Origin of the sequence: Paenibacillus sp. IHB B 3415 (assembly GCF_000802655.2) — a bacterium.
Taxonomy (GTDB): domain Bacteria; phylum Bacillota; class Bacilli; order Paenibacillales; family Paenibacillaceae; genus Paenibacillus_AQ; species Paenibacillus_AQ phytohabitans.
Window position 1 is genome coordinate 1 of sequence record NZ_JUEI01000158.1, and the last position, 4,285, is coordinate 4,285.

Consider the following 4,285-nt stretch of genomic DNA (forward strand, 5'->3'; position numbering starts at 1 on the left):
GTGTACCTCTTACATGTCAAGGTCTCCACTTTGATTAGGGGGCTTAAGAGCTTTGTTCATTTACTGGCACGAAAATGCCATAAGGTGTACGGATTTCACTGATTCTACAGATTTCACGTTATTTGTTGAAAAATTAGTGTTAACAGGATTTTCATCTGTCTTATTTGCGGTTACCATTTCTGGATAGGAGCCTGCTTTTGAATTGGATATTAATTCCACTCCTGAAATAATAGTCAATGCAAGGGCTATTAAGTATATTTTTTAAACATATTATCCCCATCCTTTCTATATCAACGATTATTTCCTACTTTAAAACACTATATTCACTAAAAATACTATATAACTTGAACTCATAAAATGGATCCTTCGCGAGTTCGGCGAGAAATATGCTCTATAAGGAATCTCTAAAATGCTGAATCGGCTTGGTTTTAGCTACACAAAAGCCACCTATACGCTGGTACGAGCCAGCAAAGAGGAACAAAAACAATTCCGCGAGGTCACTTTACCTGAGCTGAAGGAGAAACTGAACCAAGGAGAAATTGACCATCTTTTATTTGAAGATGAATCATGGTGTTAGACAACGCCCACACTCATCATGCAGATGCAATTCAGCCGTTTCTGCGAGAGAATCCGAGACTTCAGCTTGTTTTTCTACCCAAATATAGCCCTGAACTTAATCCTGTTGAATGATTGTGGAAATGGCTAAAACACGAAGTAATAAACAATGTCTTTTTTCATAAGTATTACGTCATCCGTACTCATGTCGCAGCTTTCATGAAACGGATCCATAAGAGCCCTCTTGAATTGATTGATCGGCTAATGGTCCGGGCGTAAAGATTTGCGGTTCAATCTATATAGTTTCCGCGTGATGAATAAGGATTAGCCGATTTCCAAACGCATTAGATGAGGTCATATGAGATGCATATAATCAAAAACGGCCGCACCCTCACAATCACGTGAAGATGCAGCCTTTTTCTATTGTATCGGAATAATAATTTCCGTTCCGCCCGTAGTTTGAACCGTGATGCCATCCTCAGCAAAAGAAACCTGCAGCAAGGACTCGGGAGATTGCTCCAGAATATGACCGAATCCGTTCGCCTGCCGGGCTGAAGGATCAGCTGACGGATCACCATATACAGCCGAAGCCAGCCAGTGAATTCCGGGCTCAAGCGTAGCCGTCAATGTTGGCAGTACCGTCCGGGGACGCAGCACATTCGTGTTGGCATTGGGCCAGATGAGCTCTGCCTTTCCGTAACCCATCAGTCCCTTGATTCCGCTGGTTCCCCAAGCTGTAGATACTGCTGTGCCTGAGTTGTCGGTCTGTTGCGCAAGCTCCGTTTCCTGGCCCAGGGCGAACCCGCCTTCAGCGGCGTCAAGTGCCCGGCCCGTCTCAATCCGGTGAATCCGGATATGCCAGGGAAGCCCGGCTACCACCCAGGTACGGACTTCCACATTAGCCCATGGCTTCCAGACCGACCGGAGGACGTTGTCCGTGATCTCGGATTCCACATTCCGGCGCCGCACGCGGTACAGATTGTCCCCGCCTTCGCTGAGCGCAAGCATGGAGTCGAATGCCCCCTGCGACAGCCCCCACTCAGAACGGGGTACGCTGAACCCGAAGCCTGTGGAATAGACGAATTTCTCGTATTTGGCCGAGGTATGGGTATGCTCATTCGTGTACAGGTGGCCGCTGTTGAACGCCGCCACATGACCGGAGGCCGGCTCGCGGACCAGGACAAGATGTGCAGGCTTCTGAACCATAACTGCCGGGATTTCCGGCAGGGGAAGCTCCTCTTCGCTCCAGAACGGATGCTCTTCACCAAGTGCGAGCGGCAGGAATGTCTTCAGCGCCCAGTAGGGTGAGCCGGGTGCATTATAATTCTCCGCCATGACCAGATTCGGATACGTATATCCGATGGTCAATACGCCTGCCGCATCAAAGATCGGCTGGCTGAACCACCAGCGCAGATTGCGCAGAACGATGCCTTTTACCACACCGGCAGGGAAGCCTTCAACATCAACATCAGCATAAGCCAAGGCACTCCAGAATGCCGATTGGGCGAATCGGTATGCAAGGCTGCGCCCGTAAGGAAGCGCGGAACCGTCCGGGGCGAACCAGCCCAGGAATCCGGCGGCGAACAACCGGGCCCGTTCTTTAAACAATCGGGAACGCTCTGGATCCTCCTGCTCCATCAGCTTTGCATAGAGCAGCGAATAGTAATGGATCGCAAACGGTCCATAATAATCGCAGTGCCCGTCAACACCGTCACTGTACCAGCCCTCTCCCAGATAGAATGCATCCATCCGCTGCAGATTGTTCTCCAGCTGTACCGCATCATACGTGCGGCCGATGGTGCGGAACCCAACATTAACAAGTACATTGAAGAACAGCCAGTTGCAATCATAGCAGGGATGGGAGTTGATCTGATTCAGCCAGTTATACAGGTGATCCTGCTCGTGTGGAGCAAGCGGTGCCCAGATCTGCTCCGGAACCGCTGCAAGTGCGAAACCGAAAGCCGCCATCTCGACCAGACGCTGGTCGTAATCCCGTACATCTCCCCAATATTCTTCATGGGCAGGGTCGGTGCCATGCCGGATGCCCTCCAGCACGATGTCCCGGATTTCGCTACTTCCGCCTCCGGCGAGCAAGGGGACCAATCCCCATAATACCCGGGAAAAGCCCTCCATCCCGGCAGTTGCTGCCGGATAGCTCGCTCCGGTTCTGCCGATCTCAAGTCTTGCCCCGCCTTTGCTGTAGAGCGGACGCAGCGGACCCGTAAGCTGTTCAAGAGCGGTCACCAGGTCCGCCCGCGTCTTCAGCGGATTGTCTGCAATCTGCAAGGATGATAATTCTGATGCTGCTTTCCCGTTAGTCATCATGATCTCCCTACTCCCAGTAGAACGGGCCGGCTTCTTTGATCCGTGCCAGCGCTTCAACATAGAAGAAATCACCGTAGATCAGTGGAACATCGATATTCCGGTTCTCCGGGTAGTTGCTTGTACCGTGAAGCAGCAGCCCTTCTTCCTCCGCATTATCCCAGGTCCCATAATTTCGGTAGAGGGATTCCGTAATTCTTAGTGCGGCGTTCCGGTAGACATGCGCCTCCGATTCATCCACCTGGCTCGCCAGCAGCAGCAAGCCGCTCGCCGCGCAGGAACCGGCGGAGCTATCACGAATCTCTCCGATCTCACCGGGAGCCCGGAAATCCCAATGCGGAACCTGATCCTCCGGCAGACGCGTCAGGAAGAAATGGGCAACCTGCTTGGATGCATCAAGGTAGCTCTGCTTGCCGGTATGATGATAGGCCAGCGACAACCCGTAAAGTGCCCAAGCAGCGCCGCGCGACCAGGCCGACTCCGGTGCATAACCCTGTCCGCCGCGCTTCTCTACCACTTCGCCCGTTTCCGGGTTGAAGTTGACAATGTGATAAACGGAGCCGTCCGGCCGGATGAAATGCTCCAGCACCGTGTCCATATGAGCTTCGGCGATATGCCGGTAACGCGGGTCTCCGGTTACTTCAGAAGCCCAGAAGAGCAGGCTGGTATTCATGCTGCAGTCGATAATAGCGACCCCGCTGTTGTCCTCGCCTTCTCTCCATGGATTCCAGGCGCGGATATAGCGGCCTTTGAGGTTGAAGCGGGCGGCCAGATAGTTGGCAGCCTTAAGCGCCCGGACCCGTGATTCCTCTGTGCCAGTGAGCTTGAAGTTGGCTACGCTGGTCAGCAGCCACATGAACCCTAAGTCATGGTCCAGCTTCACATACCCATCCAGTACCTCGTCCAGCCGCTGCTCGCAGCGTTCGGCAATCGTCTTCAGGCTCTCGTCCCCGCTCCCGGCATAGAGCTGCCAGAGCATGCCCGGCCAGAAGCCGGCTGTCCACCAGCTCGGTGTCTCCAGTACGTACTTGCTGCCTTGGCTTGCATGGGGGAATTCCGCGCCGATTCTTACGCTGTTCTTTCTTGTCTTCTCCAGTGCCTTGCTCCAAGCCTCATCTACCCATGCCTGCTCTATGGTTCCACTCATCTGAATCCCGCCTTTGTTTGAATTGAATTGCTTATCTATAAAAGCTGAACGAAAAACAACTGCCAAAGAATTAGCTTTCACCACGGCAAATCCGGGAAATCCGGGGGTACCGGTGCTTTCCGGCGGGGCGCGCAGGGGCTCCAGCGGCGTGCGCCGCAGCTTTTCCGGCGGCGTGCGCGGTAGCTTCCCGGCGGCGTGCGCAGCAGCTTCCCGGGCGGCGTGCGCGGCAGCTTCCCCGGCGGCGTGCGCAGCTGCTTCCCG

4 protein-coding genes are annotated in these 4,285 nt (G+C 53.5%); 2 read left to right on the forward strand and 2 right to left on the reverse strand.

Features of this window, described 5'->3' with window-relative positions; all coding sequences use genetic code 11:
* The first annotated feature begins 409 nt into the window (after nt 1-409).
* Both QW71_RS41715 and QW71_RS41720 read left to right on the forward strand, forming a co-directional pair.
* A complete protein-coding gene (locus QW71_RS41715) occupies nt 410-577 on the forward strand; it encodes a winged helix-turn-helix domain-containing protein (protein ID WP_235441645.1) in 168 nt (55 codons plus the stop codon).
* Nucleotides 568-690, forward strand: a complete 123-nt coding sequence (locus tag QW71_RS41720) for a transposase (RefSeq protein WP_235441646.1) — start codon at nt 568-570, stop codon at nt 688-690. The genes QW71_RS41715 and QW71_RS41720 overlap by 10 nt, the downstream gene beginning before the upstream one ends.
* A gap of 285 nt (nt 691-975) precedes the next feature.
* Here the strand turns inward: QW71_RS41720 and QW71_RS35695 are convergent, their stop codons facing one another.
* Nucleotides 976-2,880, reverse strand: a complete 1,905-nt coding sequence (locus QW71_RS35695; RefSeq protein ID WP_235441647.1) for a DUF2264 domain-containing protein — start codon at nt 2,878-2,880, stop codon at nt 976-978.
* 7 nt (nt 2,881-2,887) lie between these two features.
* Nucleotides 2,888-4,024, reverse strand: a complete 1,137-nt coding sequence (locus tag QW71_RS35700) for a glycoside hydrolase family 88 protein (RefSeq protein ID WP_039310648.1) — start codon at nt 4,022-4,024, stop codon at nt 2,888-2,890.
* Nucleotides 4,025-4,285: the final 261 nt, after the last annotated feature.

Excerpts from the sequence above, each read along its gene's own strand:
- QW71_RS41715 (WP_235441645.1), top strand. The coding sequence starts at position 410 with ATGCTGAATCGGCTTGGTTTTAGCTACACAAAAGCCACCTATACGCTG.
- QW71_RS41720 (WP_235441646.1), top strand. The coding sequence starts at position 568 with ATGGTGTTAGACAACGCCCACACTCATCATGCAGATGCAATTCAGCCG.
- QW71_RS35695 (WP_235441647.1), bottom strand. The coding sequence starts at position 2,880 with ATGATGACTAACGGGAAAGCAGCATCAGAATTATCATCCTTGCAGATT.
- QW71_RS35700 (WP_039310648.1), bottom strand. The coding sequence starts at position 4,024 with ATGAGTGGAACCATAGAGCAGGCATGGGTAGATGAGGCTTGGAGCAAG.